Here is an 18,081-nt window from a genome sequence, read left to right on the forward strand (position 1 = left end):
GCTAGCGAACCAGCGAGGTGATATGTTCAAGCAACTTATCAGGCTGCTCACCGGACAAACGCGCATCAACCGGTAAGAACCACCAGTTATCTTCGGCAAAAGCACTGCATTTCACCGCGTCTTTTTCCGTCATTACCAGGGTCTGCCCTTCACCGACCAACGCCTGAACGTCAGCAGGGGCGAGCGTTTGATGATCGGCCAGCGGAACGCACTTTTGCGGATGCGCGCCACAGGCTTCCAGCGTGGCGAAAAAGCGCGGCGGATGACCGATGCCCGCCATCGCCACAATATTGCTCAGTTGCGCCACATCGCAACGCGCTCCCGTACGTAAGTTCACCGCCAGTCCAGGCGCTAGCTGCATGGGGATTTCGCCCGCCCGGGCGACGCCGCCATTCACGATAGCGGCGTCTACGGTTTTCAGGCGACTGGCGCGTTCGCGCATAGGACCGGCAGGAAGCCACCAGCCGTTGCCAAAACGGCGCACCCCGTCAATCACCACAATTTCAATATCTCGCGCGAGTCGGTAATGCTGCAACCCATCGTCAGTGATAATAATCTGCACATTATGCGCCGCCAGAATCGCTTTCACCGCCGCGGCGCGTTCAGGCGCCACCGCGACAGGCGCGCCGGTCCGTTGATAAATCAATACCGGTTCATCTCCCGCTTCTGCGGTTGTCGTCTCCGGCGTCAGGAGCATCGGATAAGCGGCGGCTTTCCCGCCGTAGCCGCGGGAAACGACCCCCACGCGCACGCCACGCTGTTGCAGCTTTTCCACCAGCCAAATGACTACGGGGGTTTTACCGTTACCGCCAGCCGTAAGATTCCCTACCACAACCACCGGTACTGGCGCTCGCCAGGCGCGTTTCAAACCAAGCTTATAGCTCAGACGAATCGCCCCGCTCACCAGGCCATACAGCCAGGAGAGCGGCAGCAGTAACCGCCATAGCGAGGATTCACCCGACCAGATACGCGCAATCATTGGCCAAATTGCATCTTATGTAGCTGGGCGTAAACGCCGTGTTGCGCCAGCAACTCGCTATGAGTGCCGCGCTCAACGATAATACCATCTTCGACTACAACGATCTCATCCGCCTGTTCGATGGTGGAGAGACGGTGTGCAATCACCAGAGAGGTACGGTTTTTCTGCAGCTCATCCAACGCTGCCTGAATCGCACGTTCAGATTCGGTATCCAGCGCGGACGTAGCTTCATCAAGGATCAGAATCGGGCTGTCGCGCAGTAAGGCGCGGGCAATCGCGATACGCTGGCGCTGACCGCCGGAAAGCAGTACGCCGTTTTCGCCGATGATGGTATCCAGGCCATTATCCATCTTGTTGATAAAGTCCATGGCATAGGCCATGCGCGCCGCCTCTTCAATCTGCTCGCGGCTGTATTCTTCCGTCCTGGCATAAGCAATGTTATTGGCGACCGTGTCGTTAAACAGATGCACGTTTTGCGAAACCAGCGCCACCTGATTACGTAGAGAGGCCAGAGTGTATTCGCGTAGATCGTGACCATCCATCAGGATGTGTCCTTCATCAATATCGTAGAAACGGGTGATCAGACTGGCGATAGTTGATTTACCCGATCCGGAACGCCCCACCAGCGCCACGGTTTTCCCGGCAGGAATTTTCAAATTGATGTTACGCAATGCCGGCACTTCACGGCCCGGGTAAGTAAACGTCACATTGCGGAATTCGAGATCGCCGGTCGCGCGGTCAATGACACGTTTACCTTCATCTTTCTCCTGTTCGCTATCCAGAATCGCAAACAACGTCTGACAAGCCGCCATCCCACGCTGGAACTGCGCGTTAACGTTTGTCAGCGATTTTAATGGACGCATCAGCGCGATCATAGAGGAGAACACCACGGTGATGGTCCCAGCCGTCAGGCTATCCATTACGCTTGGGAAGCTCGCAGCATAGAGGACAAACGCCAGCGCCAACGAGGCAATGAGCTGAATGATAGGATCGGAAATTGACGAGGCAGAGACCATTTTCATGCCTTGCAGTCGCATCTTATTGCTGACTTTATCAAAGCGTTTAGTTTCGACTTCCTGACCGCCAAAAATCAGTACCTCTTTGTGTCCTTTCAGCATTTGTTCAGCGCTGGTAGTCACTTGTCCCATCGTGTTCTGCATATTTTTACTGATGCTGCGGAACCGCTTTGAGACAACGCGAATCGCAATCGACACAATCGGCGCTAAAACAACCAGGATGATCGACAGCTGCCAGCTGTAATAGAACATCATGATAAACAATCCGATGATCGATGCCCCTTCACGCACCACGGTAATCAGCGCGCCAGATGAAGAAGAGGCAACCTGTTCTGAATCGTAAGTAATACGCGACAGCAGCGTACCGGTAGACTGTTTATCAAAGAAGGCGACGGGCATTCCCATCATATGGCCAAACAGGCGACGGCGCATGGTCATTACCACCTTGCCTGACACCCATGAAATACAGTAGCTGGAGATATAGCTAGTGATGCCTCGTAATATCATCAGCCCAATAACCACCAGCGGCATCCACAGCAACACTGAGCGATCCGTTTTACCGAAACCATCATCCAGTAATGGCTTGAGGAGCGATAGCATGAAGGTATCGCTGGCTGCGTTGAGAATTAACGCTATGCCCGCCACGATCAGACCTGCTTTAAAAGGCGCTATGGTTGGCCACAGTCGGCGGAAGGTCTGCCACGTAGAGAGATCTTTATCGTTATGCATTCAAAAAACCAGCATTTGTTGAAATAGCCGCATATTCTACCCGTTATCCTCGGACACGCCAAACCACTGATGATACCAGCGAGGTAAAATTTGATCCCGTAAGCCTTGTATGCGCCAGCCCTGCGGAGAAAACAGCAGCGAAATTTGCCCCTGGTGGGGTGTATCAAACCACTGATACGCCTGCTGTCGGTAGCGCTGTTTTACCTTGCGGGACGGCAGCCGCCATGCGTTATAGCGCGATGCGGACGCCAGCGCCGCTTCACCATGTACGCGCTGAATAAATGGTAACGACGACGACGTATTACTACCATGATGCGGCACCTGGATAAACGTCGCCGTAAGATGTCGCCAGTAACGACTTAGCATTTTTTGTTCAGCGCCCGCTTCGATATCGCCCGTGAGCAGGATGCTATGTACGCCATCATCTACTTTGACCACACAGGAGCGGTTATTTCCTCGATCGGCACTTTCGCGTAACGGCCAGTGCGCCTGAAACGTTAGCCCCTGCCATTGCCACTGCTCGCCGCGAAAACAGGGCAAATGTCCCTGCCAGCCTAACGGGCTGCGAATCCACATTGACGGCCAGACCTGCTGTAGCGAACGCAGCCCGCCCCGATGATCCAGATGCTCATGACTCAAAATAACGCCCTCCGGCGTCAGATTATGCCAGCGCAACCAGGGAATAATAACCTGTTGCCCGCTGTCGCCCTCCGGCCATGCCCGACCGGTATCGTAGAGTATTACTTTATCGCCCCTGACGATCGCTATCGCCAGCCCCTGACCGACATCCAGCATATGCACCTGCCATCCGCTGGCGTTTATCGGCCGCCAGAGTGGCCAGCCCATCAACAATAACCCGCATAAACAGACCGCCGGCCAGGTACGCCAGACGTTTAATCGCCACGCGATAAGCATTAGCCAGGGCAAAAACGTCAGCCACTGCCAACGGTTATCAATATTCACCCAGCCCTGCGGTAAAGCATTCAACAGGTAAAATAGCGCGGCTAACGCGCGATCGGTCAGGTACCATACCCACTCTTCAAGAAAAAACGGCCCGGTTAAATGCAGAATCATTCCCGCCAGGATGAGTGGAACCGTCACAAATGTGACCCAGGGTACGGCAAAAAGATTCGCCAGCATTGCGGTAACGCTTATGCCATGAAAAAGCGCCACCTGGAGAGGCAAAAGCAGAAGTGTAATGCCTGCCTGTAGGTGAAGCAGGTTAAGCAACCAGCGTAAGCCCCGTGGAAAATTTCCGTTTGGCGCAGGAAACCACTGATACCAGAATAACAGGCCGGCAACCGCAAATGCTGACAGCCAAAGACTTTGTGATATAACCGCCACAGGATCGGCGAAAATAATCGCGGCCAGACAGCAGCACCAGACTTGCCAGCCGCTCCACTGTCGTCCGCTTAGTTTTAATCCTCCCCAGACGCTCAGTGCCGCCACCGTGCGCAGCGCAGGCGGTTGTAAGCCGGTAAGCCAGGCATAACATATCGCGCAAAGAATGCCGCCCAGCAATGGCGTCTGCCAACGAATCCATCTGACCGGCAAAAAGAATTGTCCGCCACGGATTAATCCGGCAGCCAATAACGCGGCAAAAGCGATATGCAGGCCGGAAATCGCCATCAAATGGGCAGTCCCCGTATCGCGCATAACGGCCTTCACCTCCTGCGACACCGCTCCCCGCTCCCCCATTCCCAACGCCAGAATAACCTGCTGCCACGGATAAGGCGCAAGCGTAGCGCGAAGCGAAGCAAGATAGCGCCCACGCAAGCTACACTCAGGGTTAATCGCTTTAGCCTGTAGAAAACGCCCGGTCAACGGTTGGTGCTGCGCCAGCGCGTAACGTTGGCTATCAAAACCGCCTTCGTTAAGCTGTCCGTGTACCGCTCTGACCTTCAGCGTCATCACCCACTGTTGCCCGGCACACACTTCCGTGGGTAAGTACTGGCCATGCAGGACAATCCCTACAGCAGGAAAGAGCGGCTTTCCACGCAAATGGGTGATTCGCCCATAATGAGTGGTCATATGATCGGTGGCAGTAATGACGACTGTCGCCTCCTGCGTCGCGGCGGGCAGGACGTTTCCCGCCCAGATGGCCTGCCTGGCGGCAAATATCCCCCACATGAAAAAGAGCAAAGTTAATGCCGCGTAGCGCGCATAGTGATGGGGTATGAGGCAAAGCAAACATGCCAGACAAAACAGCACCGCGAGAATCCACGTGTCAGGTAATACTGGCAATATCATGAGCGGAAGTATTCCGCATACTACGCATACGCTGACCGTCGTTATCTTCATAGACACCTCCCTGTGCGGGAAAGTGTGCAGGTTCAGGACGCCATTGTCTGGAGGGGATTTTGTGCTATACGGCGCGGATTCCAGGTTTTTTACCTGATAAATGTAAGACGCAGCAAAAAATGCGAAACGTTTTCCAGTTTTCGGTCGAATAGCGTTTGCGCCTGACGGCGTATAAATGAAAAAAGCACCCTGACGGTGCTTTTTTCGGGTTCAAGTTTTGCGTTAAAACTTAACCGTAAATATTGGCGCGATCGCGCAGTTCTTTACCCGGTTTAAAGTGAGGAACGTATTTTCCTTCCAGTTCCACTTTATCGCCGGTCTTGGGGTTACGTCCGGTACGAGGCGCGCGGTAATGCAAAGAAAAACTGCCGAAACCGCGGATTTCAATACGCTCGCCCTGCGCAAGAGTCGAGGCCATATGCTCCAGCATCTCTTTTACCGCGTCTTCAACCGCCTTAGCGGGAATGTGAGATTGCTGGGTTGCAAGTCTTTCAATCAATTCTGACTTGGTCATGATTCCTCCGGTTCCTTAAAGGCAAATTGGCTGCAGCCGTGAGATTGATTAAGGGCGGCCGTAGCCGCCCTTAGTGCTTGATTACAGGCCGAAACCTGCAATCTGTCAAGTAATCTCGTTATACTTCGGACTAAAAGGCCCGAAGTTTCAGAGGATTACTCGCCTTTAGCTGCTTTGAATGCTTCAGCCATTGCGTTGTTAGAGAAGTTTGCATCTTCCTGTTTGTTAACAGTTGCGATGGCATCTTTCTCATCAGCTTCGTCTTTCGCACGAACAGACAGGCTGATTGCGCGGTTTTTACGATCAACGCCGGTGAATTTAGCTTCAACGTCGTCGCCAACGCTCAGAACCAGAGTCGCATCTTCAACGCGGTCACGGGATGCTTCAGAAGCACGCAGGTAACCTTCAACGCCGTCAGCCAGTTCTACGGTTGCGCCTTTCGCGTCAACTGCAGTGACTTTACCGGTTACGATAGCGCCTTTCTTGTTCAGAGCAACCCAGTTGTTGAACGGATCTTCTGCGAGCTGTTTAACGCCCAGGGAGATACGTTCACGTTCTGCGTCAACCTGCAGAACAACTGCAGCGATTTCGTCGCCTTTTTTGTATTCACGAACTGCTTCTTCGCCTGCAACGTTCCAGGAGATGTCAGACAGGTGAACCAGGCCGTCGATGCCGCCGTCCAGGCCGATGAAGATACCGAAGTCAGTGATAGACTTGATTTTACCTTCAACGCGGTCGCCCTTGTTGTGGGTTTCTGCGAACTGCTGCCACGGGTTAGATTTGCACTGCTTCAACCCTAAGGAGATACGACGACGTTCTTCGTCGATATCCAGAACCATCACTTCCACTACGTCGCCAACGTTAACCACTTTGGACGGGTGGATGTTTTTGTTGGTCCAGTCCATTTCGGAAACGTGAACCAGGCCTTCAACGCCTTCTTCGATTTCAACGAAGCAGCCGTAGTCGGTCAGGTTGGTCACGCGACCGGTCAGTTTGGTACCTTCCGGATAACGTTTAGCGATAGCAACCCACGGATCTTCGCCCAGCTGTTTCAGGCCCAGGGATACACGGGTACGCTCGCGGTCGAATTTCAGCACTTTCACGTTGATTTCGTCGCCAACGTTCACGATTTCGCTCGGATGCTTAACGCGTTTCCAGGCCATATCAGTGATGTGCAGCAGGCCGTCAACGCCGCCCAGATCAACGAATGCACCGTAGTCAGTGAGGTTCTTAACGATACCTTTAACTTCCATGCCTTCCTGCAGGTTTTCCAGCAGCTGATCGCGTTCTGCGCTGTTTTCGGATTCGATAACGGCACGACGAGAAACCACAACGTTGTTACGTTTCTGGTCCAGCTTGATTACTTTGAATTCAAGCTCTTTGCCTTCCAGGTGCAGAGTGTCACGCACCGGACGAACGTCTACCAGAGAACCTGGCAGGAACGCGCGAATACCGTTCAGCTCAACAGTGAAGCCACCCTTAACTTTGCCGTTGATAACACCGGTAACAGTTTCAGCATCTTCGTAAGCTTTTTCCAGCGTGATCCATGCTTCGTGACGTTTAGCTTTCTCACGAGAGAGCAGAGTTTCACCGAAGCCGTCTTCTACTGCATCCAGAGCAACGTCAACTTCGTCACCAACCTGGATTTCCAGTTCGCCCTGGGCGTTTTTGAACTGCTCAGCCGGAATGGCAGACTCAGATTTCAGACCGGCGTCAACCAGTACTACGTCTTTGTCGATAGCAACAACAACACCACGAACGATGGAACCCGGGCGGGTTTCGATTTCTTTTAAGGATTCTTCAAAGAGTTGAGCAAAAGATTCAGTCATGTTTAATCTTCAGGTTTCATATTTAACGTCCACCTGGCTCCGTGCCGGATGGGGTTGTTTAACATACCCGCTGTCAATCCTTTGCAACGGGGGTACTACAAATTCGGTCGCATTTAAGCGAGAGCCAATTTTTGGCGCGCATATTGTAACGCTTTTTCAATCACTTGCTCAATGCTTAATCGGGTAGAATCCAAAACTAATGCATCAGCAGCAGGAACTAACGGCGCTACAGCGCGATTACGATCGCGATCGTCGCGTTCCTTGATCTCGGCCAAAAGGCGTTCAAAGTTAACACTAAAGCCATTCTCCTGCAACTGTAGCATACGTCGATGCGCACGTTCCTCCGAGGAGGCGTCAAGGAAAATTTTTACCGGCGCATCCGGGAAGACCACGGTCCCCATATCGCGTCCATCGGCGATTAAACCAGGCGCTTCGCGGAATGCGCGTTGGCGGCGAAGAAGCGCTTCACGCACGCGTGGGAATGCCGCCACCTGGGATGCCGCGTTCGCGACTTCCTGCGTACGAATTTCGCCGCTAACGTCCTCGCCTTCCAGGATAACTTCCAGGTTGCCGTCCGTTGAGACGAAACGCACGTCCAGATGGGACGCCAGCGGCACCAGCGCATCTTCAGAGGCAAGATCGACATGGTGGTGCAATGCCGCCAGCGCCAGTACGCGGTATATCGCGCCGGAATCCAGCAGATGCCATTGCAATGCTTCCGCCATTGCTTTGCACAAGGTGCCTTTACCTGCACCGCTTGGGCCATCAATGGTTATTACCGGGGCAATTGCCGTCATCTTTATCTCCTTAAACAGGCGTACCGTTAACGTAAACGCCGCGCATTATACGCGCCAACGCTCGCGACCGTTAACGTTGCGTGCAAAAACCAGTTTTGTCTGTAATCAGATGCGGAATAATTGCGCAATTATAGCGGGCCGGCGAGAAACCAGCCCGGAAGATGACAATGATTTACTTTTTATCTTCGGCAATTCTGTCGCGCATATGCTGCGCGCGATCGGCTGAGGCCGGGTGGGAGTCCATCAATGATTTTGCATGACCTGCGTCCATTGTGGCGAATTTATCGAATGCCGTGACTAAGCCCTGGGTGTTAATCCCGCGTTTTTTCAGCAGATCGTAAGAGAAGTCATCCGCATCCGACTCCTGACTGCGAGAAAACGCCGAATTGATGACGCCTTCCGCCAGATCGCCCAATTGAGACTGGGAAAGCTGCGCTGCGACGCCGCTGGTGGCGGAAATCGCATCGCGAGCCGCCAGTGTGGCATAGGCGGTCTGCATTGCCTTGCGGGAGTGCCCTAAAGAGACATGGCCCAGTTCATGGCCCAGTACGCCTTCAATTTCATTATCGGTCATCAGATCCATCAGGCCGGAGTATACGCGAACGCAACCGTTCGCCATCGCCCATGCGTTGATATCGCTGGTCATATAGACTTTATAGCTAACCGGCGTACCGTCAATGTTGTTACCCAGCGCTTTGGCGATTTTGCTCAGACGTTTGGTGTATTTGCTTTTCGAACCTGCCAGTTGATTCTCGCTGTCCATTTGTTTACAGGCATTATTAGATAATGCTTTAACATCCGCATCGGACAGTGTGGCGGCTTTGTAGGCTGACATGCCGGAACTGGCGATTAAATTGCCATTCACGCCATTTTTACATCCTGCCAGTAGCGTAGCGGAAATCGCCACCGCCAGTAATAATGATTTATTTTTCATACTAATCTTCCGTTGATAACTATTATAAAAAACACATAAATCAATGTGTTAAATCATCAACAAATTAGCATTAGTCATAATTATAAAAATAGTGCGAATACGGACTCGGCGCGCCAGCCCGTCGACTGGCGCAACAGAAGACTTAGGCAGGCGTACTCATTCGCGCCAGTTGTTCGAAATAATCAGGGAACGTTTTTGCGGTACATTTAGGGTCCAGGATCGTGACTGGCGTATCGGACAGTGCGACCAGTGAGAAACACATCGCCATACGGTGGTCGTTGTACGTGCCAATATCCGCGTGTTGGAGCTTCGCCGGCGGCGTGATACGAATATAGTCGTGCCCTTCTTCGACTTCAGCGCCCACTTTACGTAGCTCGGTCGCCATCGCGAACAGGCGATCGGTTTCTTTCACTCGCCAGTTATAAATATTGCGCAACGTCGTGGTTCCTTTCGCAAACAGCGCCGTAGTGGCAATCGTCATCGCCGCATCCGGAATATGGTTCATATCCATATCTATGGCGTGCAATTCGCCGCGCGTGCAGGCAATAAAATCATCGCCCCAGGTAATGGTCGCGCCCATTTTCTCCAGCACATCGGCAAAACGAATATCGCCCTGCATACTTTTGCGGCCAATTCCGGTCACTTTTACCGTGCCGCCTTTTATCGCCCCGGCGGCGAGAAAATAGGACGCTGACGAGGCATCGCCCTCGACCAGATAGCGACCCGGAGAGTGATACTGTTGACCGCCCTTCACGACAAATTGTTGGTAGTGATGGTTCGTTATCTCCACGCCAAAGGTTTTCATTAAATTTAGCGTGATATCGATGTAAGGTTTTGATACCAGTTCGCCTTTAACGCGAATAATTGTGTCTTCAGGCGCCAGCGGCGCCGTCATCAGCAGAGCGGTCAGGAACTGGCTGGAAACGCTACCATCAACCTCAATGTCGCCGCCGATAAAACCGCCGCGCAGACGCAGGGGCGGATAGTTTTCCTGCTCCAGGTAATCAATATTCGCCCCGCCCTGACGCAGCGAATCGACCAGATGGCCTATCGGACGCTCTTTCATACGCGGTTCGCCGGTTAACACTATCTCATTTTGCCCCAGACATAGCGCTGCCGCTAACGGACGCATCGCGGTTCCGGCATTACCGAGAAACAGTTCCAGAGCGCCTGACGCGCGTAATGGGCCGCCATTACCCGTGATATCACAGCGGGTGCGATCGGCAGAAAGGGTGTAATTGATCCCCAACGCGCTCAGGGCATTGAGCATATGGCGGACGTCATCGCTATCCAGCAGATTCGTCAGAACGGTTTTACCACAAGCTAAAGCCGCCAGGAGCAAAGCACGGTTTGAAACACTTTTGGAGCCAGGTAAATTAATGGCGCCATCGACCCGCGCGATGGGTTGTAACGTCAGGGATTCCATGAAACTCAACTCTCAAAAAACAGAAATAAAAACCCCACAGACTGGCCGTGGGGATGAAAAAAGAAACGTATTAGCCGTGGCGACGCTCAAAATCGATCATGAAATCGGTTAGCGCTTTTACCCCTTCAATCGGCATGGCGTTATAGATAGAGGCGCGCATCCCGCCAACAACACGGTGCCCTTTTAAGGCGTGCAGACCGGCGGCGAAAGACTCTTCCAGAAAGACCTTGTCCAGCGCATTGTCCGCTAACTGGAACGGAACGTTCATCCGCGAACGGTTGGCCTGTGCGACATCGTTACGGTAGAAATCGCTGTTATCAATCACACCGTACAGCAACTCCGCTTTTTGCTGATTGATTTTGTGCATCGCCGCCACGCCGCCCTGCGCTTTCAACCATTTGAACACCAGACCGGAAAGATACCAGGCGAAAGTCGGCGGCGTATTAAACATCGAGTCGTTATCATTCAGGACGGTGTAGTCGAGGATGGACGGGCAGCTCTCATGCGCCTTGCCTAACAGATCCTCCCGGACGATAACCAGCGTCAGTCCTGCCGGACCGATATTCTTCTGCGCGCCAGCATAAATTACGCCATAGCGAGAGACGTCCAGCGGCGCAGACAGGATGGTAGAAGAAAAATCCGCCGTGACGACCACTTCCGGGCCAAAATCCGGCGTTTCATCGATGGCGATGCCGTCAATGGTCTCATTCGGGCAATAGTGTAAATAAGCGGCGTTATCGGAAAGCTGCCACTCGCGCATCGGTTTTACGGCACGTTTGCCGTCAACGGTGATTTTGGCGTCGATAATCTGCGGCGCACAGTATTTTTTGGCTTCTTTGATGGCGCTCGCCGCCCAGTAACCGGCATCGACATAATCCGCCGTGGTTTTATCGCCCAGCAGATTGAGCGGCACGCCAGCAAACTGCCCGCGACCGCCGCCGTGACAAAATAAAACTTTATAGTTGGAGGGGATATTAAGGAGATCGCGAAAATCCTGCTCCGCCTCTTCAGCGACCTGGATAAACTCTTTGCCTCGATGGCTAATTTCCATTACCGACGTACCAAGACCGTGCCAGTCACGCAGTTCCTGTTGCGCCAGTTTAAGTACTTCCGCCGGTAGCATCGCCGGACCTGAACTAAAATTAAAGACCTGAGCCATTTCCCCTCACCACGCTGCATTGTTCCCTGCCTGACAGACATCAGGCAAACGTTATTCATGTGAATATCGGTTTTATCATTCAGTGACTCGCGCCGCAATGGGTAAAACAATGCGAGGAGAAAATGCGGCATGCGTCACACAACACAATCTTCCGGATTAACCGTATAAATCCGATATTTTCGCTGTTAAACAACGCGTTTAGCCCGGCTTGCCTTCGTCCATTCTGGATTTGCGCAGCGCGGACATAATTGCTTTTCCCCGACATTCATGCGTATCACTTCACTGCAACGTACGCAGGCATAGTCGCCAGCCTCCGGCGCCACGATAAAGCGTGGCGTACAGTGCTCAGGAAGAATGCTTAACCCCGGCTTAACGTCTTTATTTTCAAAGAAATAGACGCTGATTTGTCCGTTTGTCTCCAGGATGGCCAGTCTGACCTGCCCCAGTTGCTCAACGCCATTCAAGCGAAGCTCCATAAAAAATTCAAACTCCGTCATGTTCGAGCGCTGCAGTTTTTCCCACGCCAGTTCGCCGTCTTCAACAATGACCACCGACTTGCCTTCCAGCAGATCTTCCAACTTTTCACTATGCGCCATCAGCCACATGACCAGGCGATAGAGCAGCGCCAGGGTGATGAATACCACCAGAACAGGGAGCATCGGAACGTCATCATAAAACGCGACGTCGCCTGCCGCCGATCCCAATGTCAAAATGATCAGCACTTCAAAAAGCGACATTTGCCGTACGCCGCGTCGTCCTGTCACCTTTAAGAAAAGAAACACCAGAACAAAGGTGTAAAAGCTACGCAGCGCCACTTCCCCCAAAAACGCTACCGGCACGTTATCCAGCGCCATTCGTTGCAAATCAAATGCTTTCATTTTTTATGCTCTTCCTGTGAATTCCAGTGTAAAAGCATAGCCAATACTTTTATTTCCGCCGATGTCCCGGCGAGATAGCGCCCGTCACATAAAACCCGTATCATTGCGCGCTTTCCGTACGACAAAAGTGATTTTCATGACGCAAACATTTATTCCCGGCAAAGACGCCGCGCTGGAAGACTCCATCGCCCGCTTCCAGCAAAAGTTACTCGACCTCGGCTTTCACATCGAAGAGGCCTCCTGGCTGAACCCGGTGCCAAACGTCTGGTCAGTGCATATTCGCGATAAAGAGTGCGCGTTATGCTTTACCAACGGAAAAGGCGCGACCAAAAAAGCGGCGCTGGCCTCGGCGCTGGGCGAATACTTCGAGCGTCTGTCAACCAACTACTTTTTTGCTGATTTCTGGCTTGGCGAAACGATCGCCAACGGGCCATTCGTGCATTATCCGAACGAAAAGTGGTTCCCGCTGACTGAAAATGACGACGTACCGGAAGGCTTGCTTGATGCCCGTCTGCGCGCGTTTTACGATCCGGAAAATGAACTCACCGGAAGCCAGTTAATTGATCTTCAGTCCGGCAATGAAGCACGCGGCGTCTGCGGCCTGCCATTTACCCGTCAGTCCGATAACCAGACCGTGTATATTCCGATGAATATCATCGGCAACCTGTACGTCTCTAACGGAATGTCCGCCGGCAATACGCGTAATGAAGCCCGCGTTCAGGGACTGTCGGAAGTCTTCGAGCGTTATGTGAAAAATCGCATCATTGCGGAAAGTATCAGTCTGCCTGAGATTCCCGCAGAGGTGATGGCGCGTTATCCGGCGGTAATGGAGTCAATCGCCACGCTGGAAGCCGAGGGTTTCCCGATTTTCGCCTATGACGGCTCGCTGGGCGGTAAGTATCCGGTTATCTGCGTCGTGCTGTTCAACCCGGCTAACGGTACCTGCTTTGCTTCTTTTGGCGCCCATCCTGACTTTGGCGTTGCGCTGGAGCGTACAGTGACCGAGCTACTCCAGGGACGCGGTCTGAAAGATCTTGATGTCTTCACCCCGCCAACGTTCGATGATGAAGAAGTCGCGGAGCACACTAATCTGGAGACCCACTTCATCGACTCCAGCGGCCTGATTTCCTGGGATCTGTTCAAACAGGACGCCGATTATCCGTTCACGGACTGGAGTTTTTCCGGCACTACCGAAGAAGAATTCGCCACGCTGATGGCCATCTTTGCTGCTGAAGATAAAGAAGTTTACATTGCCGATTACGAGCATCTCGGCGTATACGCCTGTCGTATTATCGTACCGGGAATGTCTGATATTTATCCTGCCGAAGATCTGTGGCTGGCCAACAACAATATGGGTAGCCATCTTCGTGAGACTCTGCTTTCGCTGCCCGGTAGCGCCTGGAATAAAGAAGACTATCTCAATCTGATTGAACAATTGGATGAAGAAGGTTTTGACGATTTCACCCGCGTGCGTGAGCTGCTGGGTCTGGCGACCGGAGCGGACAATGGTTGGTATACACTGCGCGTCGGCGAATTAAAAGCAATGTTAGCGTTAGCGGGCGGCGATTTGGAGCAGGCGCTAATCTGGACAGAATGGACGATGGAGTTCAATTCGTCGGTCTTTAGTCCGGCACGCGCAAACTATTACCGTTGCCTGCAAACGCTGCTGCTCCTGTCGCAAGAAGATGCGCGTCAGCCGCTGCAATATCTCAATGCTTTTATAAAAATGTATGGCGCGGAGGCTGTAGAAGCCGCCAGCGCTGCGCTTAGCGGTGAAGCGGCTTTTTATGGACTACCGGCTGTCGACCACGATCTACAAGCGTTCCCGGCGCATCAGTCCTTGTTAAAAGCGTATGATAAATTACAGCGCGCGAAAGCGGCATACTGGTCAAAATAAGGCCATATGAGTGACTTAGGGTAGGTTTACCCTCTCGGCTGCGTTATATTACGGGGCGCCTTTGCGGCCCCGTTTTATTTATTTTCACTAAACGGCGAAAAATGTAATAACAAGGTTAAATATTGGTTGTTGACATTAAATTAATTGACATAGTGATGTTACTTTATTTGTTGATTACTCCATATTAATTAACCGTGCAGCAGGAGGAGCCAGGAAAAAATTCAACTCTATTTATAATTTTTAAAATTTATTTTTATTAGGATAATCAAAAAGTTACACCGTAATTGCATAAAAGCCATGCGACTTACGGGCCTATAAGCCAGGCGAGATATGATCTATATCAAATTCTCATCTATAATGCTTTGTTAGTATCTCGTCGCCGACTTAATAAAGAGAGAGTTAGTGTGAAAGCTGACAACCCTTTTGACCTTTTACTCCCTGCAGCAATGGCCAAAGTGGCTGAAGAAGCAGGCGTCTATAAAGCAACGAAACATCCGCTTAAGACTTTCTATCTGGCGATTACCGCCGGCGTATTCATTTCAATTGCCTTTGTTTTTTATATTACTGCGACAACCGGTACTGGCGCGATGCCTTATGGCATGGCGAAACTTATCGGGGGTATCTGTTTCTCTTTGGGACTGATTCTCTGTGTTATTTGCGGCGCTGATCTTTTCACCTCTACTGTTCTGATCGTTGTAGCTAAAGCTAGCGGTCGCATCACCTGGGGGCAACTGGCTAAAAACTGGTTAAACGTCTATTTTGGTAACCTGATTGGCGCTCTGCTTTTCGTGTTACTGATGTGGCTTTCCGGCGAGTATATGACTGCCAACGGTCAATGGGGACTTAACGTCCTGCAAACCGCCGACCACAAAATGCACCACACTTTTATTGAAGCTGTCTGCCTCGGTATTCTGGCGAACCTGATGGTTTGTCTGGCCGTGTGGATGAGCTACTCAGGTCGTAGCCTGATGGACAAAGCGTTCATCATGGTACTGCCCGTCGCCATGTTTGTCGCCAGCGGTTTTGAGCACAGTATCGCAAACATGTTTATGATTCCTATGGGTATTGTAATACGCGATTTCGCTACACCGGAGTTTTGGACCGCGGTTGGTTCGTCTCCGGAAAGTTTTTCTCACCTGACCGTGATGAGCTTCATCACTGATAACCTGATTCCGGTCACGATCGGTAATATTATCGGCGGCGGTTTGTTGGTCGGGTTGACATACTGGGTCATTTACCTGCGTGGTAACGAGCATCATTAATCTGTTGATGCCCATTACACGCAGTAAATAAAAAATCCACTTAAGAAGGTAGGTGTTACATGTCCGAGCTTAATGAAAAGTTAGCCACAGCCTGGGAAGGTTTTACCAAAGGTGACTGGCAGAATGAAGTAAACGTCCGTGACTTCATTCAGAAAAACTACACTCCGTATGAGGGTGACGAGTCCTTCCTGGCTGGCGCTACTGACGCGACCACCAAGCTGTGGGACAGCGTAATGGAAGGCGTTAAACAGGAAAACCGCACTCACGCGCCTGTTGACTTTGACACCTCCGTTGCTTCCACCATCACTTCTCACGACGCTGGCTACATCAACAAAGCGCTTGAGAAAATTGTTGGTCTGCAGACTGAAGCTCCGCTGAAGCGTGCGATTATCCCGTTCGGCGGTATCAAAATGGTTGAAGGTTCCTGCAAAGCGTACAATCGCGAGCTGGACCCAATGATCAAAAAAATCTTCACCGAATACCGTAAGACCCACAACCAGGGCGTATTCGACGTTTATACTCCGGACATCCTGCGTTGCCGTAAATCCGGCGTTCTGACCGGTCTGCCGGATGCGTATGGCCGTGGTCGTATCATCGGTGACTACCGTCGCGTAGCGCTGTACGGTATCGACTACCTGATGAAAGACAAATTCGCGCAGTTTACGTCTCTGCAATCCGATCTGGAAAACGGCGTAAATCTGGAAGCGACTATCCGTCTGCGTGAAGAAATCGCTGAACAGCACCGCGCTCTGGGTCAGATCAAAGAAATGGCAGCTAAATACGGCTGCGATATCTCTGGCCCGGCGACTAACGCTCAGGAAGCAATCCAGTGGACTTACTTCGGTTACCTGGCTGCGGTTAAATCTCAGAACGGCGCAGCAATGTCCTTCGGTCGTGTATCCACCTTCCTGGATGCGTACATCGAACGTGACCTGAAAGCAGGCAAAATCACCGAGCAAGACGCACAGGAAATGATTGACCACCTGGTCATGAAACTGCGTATGGTTCGCTTCCTGCGTACTCCGGAATATGATGAACTGTTCTCCGGCGACCCGATTTGGGCAACCGAATCTATCGGTGGTATGGGCGTTGATGGCCGTACTTTGGTCACCAAAAACAGCTTCCGCTTCCTGAACACCCTGTACACCATGGGGCCGTCTCCGGAGCCGAACATCACCGTTCTGTGGTCTGAAAAACTGCCGCTGAACTTCAAGAAATTCGCCGCTAAAGTCTCCATCGACACCTCTTCTCTGCAGTACGAGAACGATGACCTGATGCGTCCGGACTTCAACAACGATGACTACGCTATCGCATGCTGCGTAAGCCCGATGATCGTTGGTAAACAAATGCAGTTCTTCGGTGCGCGTGCAAACCTGGCGAAAACCATGCTGTACGCAATCAACGGCGGCGTTGATGAAAAACTGAAAATGCAGGTTGGTCCGAAATCCGAACCGATCAAAGGCGATGTTCTGAACTTCGACGAAGTGATGGATCGTATGGATCACTTCATGGACTGGCTGGCTAAACAGTATGTCACCGCGCTGAACGTTATCCACTACATGCACGACAAGTACAGCTACGAAGCCTCTCTGATGGCGCTGCACGACCGTGACGTTATCCGCACCATGGCGTGTGGTATCGCTGGTCTGTCCGTTGCGGCTGACTCCCTGTCTGCCATCAAATATGCGAAAGTTAAACCTATTCGTGACGAAGATGGTCTGGCTATCGACTTCGAAATTGAAGGCGAATACCCGCAGTTTGGTAACAACGACGCTCGTGTAGATGACATGGCGGTTGACCTGGTAGAACGTTTCATGAAGAAAATTCAGAAACTGACCACCTACCGTGGCGCTATCCCGACGCAGTCTGTTCTGACCATCACTTCTAACGTTGTGTATGGTAAGAAAACCGGTAACACCCCGGATGGTCGTCGCGCTGGCGCGCCGTTCGGACCAGGTGCTAACCCGATGCACGGTCGTGACCAGAAAGGCGCTGTCGCTTCTCTGACCTCCGTTGCTAAACTGCCGTTTGCTTACGCGAAAGATGGTATTTCTTATACCTTCTCTATCGTTCCGAACGCACTGGGTAAAGACGACGAAGTTCGTAAGACTAACCTGGCAGGTCTGATGGATGGTTACTTCCACCACGAAGCGTCCATCGAAGGCGGTCAGCACCTGAACGTCAACGTCATGAACCGTGAAATGCTGCTGGACGCGATGGAACATCCGGAAAAATATCCGCAGCTGACCATCCGTGTATCTGGTTACGCAGTACGTTTTAACTCCCTGACGAAAGAACAGCAGCAGGACGTTATTACTCGTACCTTCACGCAGACCATGTAATGGGTTTGACTGAAATTA

13 protein-coding genes are annotated in these 18,081 nt (G+C 52.0%); 3 read left to right on the forward strand and 10 right to left on the reverse strand.

The features are described 5' to 3' along the window. Nucleotide 1: 1 nt before the first annotated feature. The 10 genes from lpxK to ABVN36_RS10105 form a co-directional block, all read right to left on the reverse strand. Nucleotides 2–979 (reverse strand): tetraacyldisaccharide 4'-kinase, encoded by a 978-nt coding sequence (lpxK, locus tag ABVN36_RS10060; protein ID WP_023138538.1) that lies wholly within the window; start codon nucleotides 977–979, stop codon nucleotides 2–4. Continuing rightward, a complete protein-coding gene (gene msbA / locus ABVN36_RS10065; RefSeq protein WP_000551246.1) occupies nucleotides 976–2,724 on the reverse strand; it encodes a lipid A ABC transporter ATP-binding protein/permease MsbA in 1,749 nt (582 codons plus the stop codon). The genes lpxK and msbA overlap by 4 nt, the downstream gene beginning before the upstream one ends. A 36-nt stretch (nucleotides 2,725–2,760) precedes the next feature. Further along, nucleotides 2,761–5,025: a ComEC family protein gene (locus tag ABVN36_RS10070; protein WP_023138539.1), complete on the reverse strand. Its 2,265-nt coding sequence runs from the start codon at nucleotides 5,023–5,025 to the stop codon at nucleotides 2,761–2,763. A gap of 229 nt (nucleotides 5,026–5,254) precedes the next feature. Next, nucleotides 5,255–5,539, reverse strand: a complete 285-nt coding sequence (gene ihfB, locus ABVN36_RS10075; protein WP_000167332.1) for an integration host factor subunit beta — start codon at nucleotides 5,537–5,539, stop codon at nucleotides 5,255–5,257. A 155-nt stretch (nucleotides 5,540–5,694) separates the two neighbouring features. Continuing rightward, nucleotides 5,695–7,368, reverse strand: coding sequence for a 30S ribosomal protein S1 (rpsA, locus tag ABVN36_RS10080; protein ID WP_000140324.1), 1,674 nt, complete (start codon nucleotides 7,366–7,368; stop codon nucleotides 5,695–5,697). Nucleotides 7,369–7,481: 113 nt separating this feature from the next. Then, nucleotides 7,482–8,165 carry a (d)CMP kinase gene (gene cmk / locus ABVN36_RS10085; RefSeq protein WP_000125007.1) on the reverse strand — a complete coding sequence of 228 codons (684 nt, stop codon included), beginning with the start codon at nucleotides 8,163–8,165 and terminating at the stop codon, nucleotides 7,482–7,484. A 172-nt stretch (nucleotides 8,166–8,337) separates the two neighbouring features. Then, nucleotides 8,338–9,099 (reverse strand): M48 family metallopeptidase, encoded by a 762-nt coding sequence (locus ABVN36_RS10090; protein WP_000792301.1) that lies wholly within the window; start codon nucleotides 9,097–9,099, stop codon nucleotides 8,338–8,340. 142 nt (nucleotides 9,100–9,241) lie between these two features. After that, on the reverse strand, nucleotides 9,242–10,525 hold the full coding sequence (gene aroA, locus ABVN36_RS10095; RefSeq protein ID WP_023138540.1) for a 3-phosphoshikimate 1-carboxyvinyltransferase: 1,284 nt from the start codon (nucleotides 10,523–10,525) through the stop codon (nucleotides 9,242–9,244). 70 nt (nucleotides 10,526–10,595) lie between these two features. Beyond that, entirely contained in the window at nucleotides 10,596–11,684 is a 1,089-nt protein-coding gene (gene serC / locus ABVN36_RS10100) for a 3-phosphoserine/phosphohydroxythreonine transaminase (RefSeq protein ID WP_000079590.1), read from the reverse strand. Between the two features lie 185 nt (nucleotides 11,685–11,869). Then, a complete protein-coding gene (locus tag ABVN36_RS10105; protein WP_000642868.1) occupies nucleotides 11,870–12,562 on the reverse strand; it encodes a DUF421 domain-containing protein in 693 nt (230 codons plus the stop codon). A 136-nt stretch (nucleotides 12,563–12,698) separates the two neighbouring features. Here ABVN36_RS10105 and ycaO point away from each other — a divergent pair, with 136 nt between their 5' ends. From ycaO to pflB, 3 genes are all read left to right on the forward strand, one after another. After that, complete coding sequence (gene ycaO / locus ABVN36_RS10110) at nucleotides 12,699–14,459, forward strand: 30S ribosomal protein S12 methylthiotransferase accessory factor YcaO (RefSeq protein WP_001747674.1); 1,761 nt, start codon at nucleotides 12,699–12,701, stop codon at nucleotides 14,457–14,459. A 404-nt stretch (nucleotides 14,460–14,863) separates the two neighbouring features. Continuing rightward, nucleotides 14,864–15,721 (forward strand): formate transporter FocA, encoded by an 858-nt coding sequence (gene focA, locus ABVN36_RS10115; protein WP_000642539.1) that lies wholly within the window; start codon nucleotides 14,864–14,866, stop codon nucleotides 15,719–15,721. A 59-nt stretch (nucleotides 15,722–15,780) separates the two neighbouring features. After that, on the forward strand, nucleotides 15,781–18,063 hold the full coding sequence (gene pflB / locus ABVN36_RS10120; RefSeq protein WP_001292799.1) for a formate C-acetyltransferase: 2,283 nt from the start codon (nucleotides 15,781–15,783) through the stop codon (nucleotides 18,061–18,063). Nucleotides 18,064–18,081: the final 18 nt, after the last annotated feature.

The organism is Salmonella sp. SJTUF15581 (genome assembly GCF_043356775.1).
GTDB classification, from domain to species: domain Bacteria; phylum Pseudomonadota; class Gammaproteobacteria; order Enterobacterales; family Enterobacteriaceae; genus Salmonella; species Salmonella enterica.

Bases quoted from the DNA above. Each gene is read 5' to 3' on its own strand.
- ABVN36_RS10090 (WP_000792301.1), bottom strand. From the start codon at position 9,099: ATGAAAAATAAATCATTATTACTGGCGGTGGCGATTTCCGCTACGCTA.
- ABVN36_RS10070 (WP_023138539.1), bottom strand. From the start codon at position 5,025: ATGAAGATAACGACGGTCAGCGTATGCGTAGTATGCGGAATACTTCCG.
- msbA (WP_000551246.1), bottom strand. From the start codon at position 2,724: ATGCATAACGATAAAGATCTCTCTACGTGGCAGACCTTCCGCCGACTG.
- rpsA (WP_000140324.1), bottom strand. From the start codon at position 7,368: ATGACTGAATCTTTTGCTCAACTCTTTGAAGAATCCTTAAAAGAAATC.
- ihfB (WP_000167332.1), bottom strand. From the start codon at position 5,539: ATGACCAAGTCAGAATTGATTGAAAGACTTGCAACCCAGCAATCTCAC.
- ABVN36_RS10105 (WP_000642868.1), bottom strand. From the start codon at position 12,562: ATGAAAGCATTTGATTTGCAACGAATGGCGCTGGATAACGTGCCGGTA.
- serC (WP_000079590.1), bottom strand. From the start codon at position 11,684: ATGGCTCAGGTCTTTAATTTTAGTTCAGGTCCGGCGATGCTACCGGCG.
- aroA (WP_023138540.1), bottom strand. From the start codon at position 10,525: ATGGAATCCCTGACGTTACAACCCATCGCGCGGGTCGATGGCGCCATT.
- lpxK (WP_023138538.1), bottom strand. From the start codon at position 979: ATGATTGCGCGTATCTGGTCGGGTGAATCCTCGCTATGGCGGTTACTG.
- pflB (WP_001292799.1), top strand. From the start codon at position 15,781: ATGTCCGAGCTTAATGAAAAGTTAGCCACAGCCTGGGAAGGTTTTACC.
- ycaO (WP_001747674.1), top strand. From the start codon at position 12,699: ATGACGCAAACATTTATTCCCGGCAAAGACGCCGCGCTGGAAGACTCC.
- cmk (WP_000125007.1), bottom strand. From the start codon at position 8,165: ATGACGGCAATTGCCCCGGTAATAACCATTGATGGCCCAAGCGGTGCA.